This window comes from Psychrobacter glacincola, from assembly GCF_904846215.1.
GTDB lineage: Bacteria > Pseudomonadota > Gammaproteobacteria > Pseudomonadales > Moraxellaceae > Psychrobacter > Psychrobacter glacincola.
The window spans coordinates 1-1628 of sequence record NZ_CAJGZK010000052.1; the positions used below are offsets into that span (position 1 = coordinate 1).

Annotated in this window: 2 protein-coding genes and 1 pseudogene; 1 reads left to right on the forward strand and 2 read right to left on the reverse strand. The window is 39.6% G+C overall.

Annotation, left to right across the window (positions count from 1 at the left end; genetic code table 11):
- Positions 1 to 516 precede the first annotated feature (516 nt).
- Positions 517 to 719, forward strand: a pseudogene (locus JMW90_RS13845) (IS3-like element ISPar1 family transposase); the annotation flags it as partial.
- 269 nt (positions 720 to 988) lie between these two features.
- Here the strand turns inward: JMW90_RS13845 and JMW90_RS13325 are convergent.
- Together JMW90_RS13325 and JMW90_RS14125 are read right to left on the reverse strand one after the other, a co-directional pair.
- Positions 989 to 1126: a hypothetical protein gene (locus JMW90_RS13325; protein ID WP_201564727.1), complete on the reverse strand. Its 138-nt coding sequence runs from the start codon at positions 1124 to 1126 to the stop codon at positions 989 to 991.
- A 129-nt stretch (positions 1127 to 1255) separates the two neighbouring features.
- Positions 1256 to 1435: a transposase-like zinc-binding domain-containing protein gene (locus JMW90_RS14125; protein WP_420825324.1), complete on the reverse strand. Its 180-nt coding sequence runs from the start codon at positions 1433 to 1435 to the stop codon at positions 1256 to 1258.
- Positions 1436 to 1628: the final 193 nt, after the last annotated feature.

Below are 1628 nucleotides of genomic sequence, written 5' to 3' on the forward strand. Positions count from 1 at the left end.
TAGTATATCATTAAATATAAGTCTGTCAACCCTTTGTTCTAATTCGTTTCAACGGGTTATCTGGGTTATAAGTTTGTTAACTTATTTGCCAGCTTCCCTTTGCTGAGGTGCGTATTATAGACGCTTTAATTGGTAAGTCAAGAACTTATTTTTAATTGGTTTTAAAATTGATTTAAACCTCAATTCCAATAACCTAGCTAGTACTTAGTTTTAAGTGATGTATCACTTATCTTTTGTCGTAGCTCCGTCCCGATAGGGGCGTATTATACGCAGTTTTAGTTGGCGGTCAAGGGGTTTGTGGGGTTATTTTTGGGTGGTTGTGAATGCTGAACATATGAATTATTAATAGTATCACTATCAATAACTTGTGGTTTTACAAAATATAAAATATTAGCAGCTGTCTTATATAAACAGAGTAATCTAGGATAAATTGATGAGAAAGGGTAAGTTAAATCGTTCAGGACTTACCTAGAATCTAACGGATATTGATAACCTCAAAAATATCGTAGTAGCACAATAGTCATTAAAAAGCTCAAAAATGACTTCGATATCTCATCCACTGAAAAGCAGCTAGCATAGCGATGCAAACCTTATCTAACTGACATAACAAAGCCGATCAGGGCAAGCTTGGCAGCACAGAACAACATGATCCTGAAATTATGGCAGCTATTGGAGAACTCAAACAACTCAAACGGCAATTAAAAATAACTGAAGAGGAATGAGAGATATTAAATGAGGAGGGGTAAAGCAAAGCACTGCTTCGCCCCGACGCAAGATGAAAGCTATGCTCAAATGAGGCCGCCGCGTACTTTGCCAATGAGGAACGCTAAGAAACAAACTGGAAGACTGTTTTAGTGACACAAGTCGAAGGGCTATGCCTGTAGTGACAGCTCATAAAGTACAGCTTCATTAAAGATCACTAGCAGATCTTAAGCATCACCACTATATGCCATGTATTGAGCGTTAAGCCATCAAACTATATGATTGGCTAAGTCGTGACATCAGCGACTAGCGGATACACCGTGTTGGTTTCATGACTCACTATCGCGTAATAAAGAACGGTTCTAGTGGTGTTGTCCATAAAGACCATTAAACCAAATTTGCGACCAAAGTAGGTGGTGTCCATGATGATATTAGCAGTCTTTGGCCGTTTGATCTGATACTTAATACTGATTTTGTCTAAGCGTCTTTGGCTGGTTTTAAGACTACAGTGGTATTTATCAGCCAGTTGTTTGTATGTCTGTTTCCCTTGGGTCTATTCAATCCAAAGGGTTTGGTTGTTGAGTCTGGTGCCACATAAAAACTGCCGTTTGCAAGCTATACATTGATACTGCTGTTTGCCTAGTTTGCGCCCGTTCTTCTTGGTGTATTTGTCACGACAAAAAGGGCAGTTTTTTGATTCATGGCGTTGATTCCTTGCAAATATAGACAGTATATAACTTTAAGCCCTACACCAGCATGAATAATGTCCATTACACCTTAAAATGCTAAACCCCACCCCATCCAAAACCGCACACGAAAGAAAACCCCCTTTGACATAAGTCAAAGGGGGTTTTCAGGAATAGAGAGCTGACGATGACCTACTCTCACATGGGCGAACCACACTACCATTGGCGCGACGATGTTTC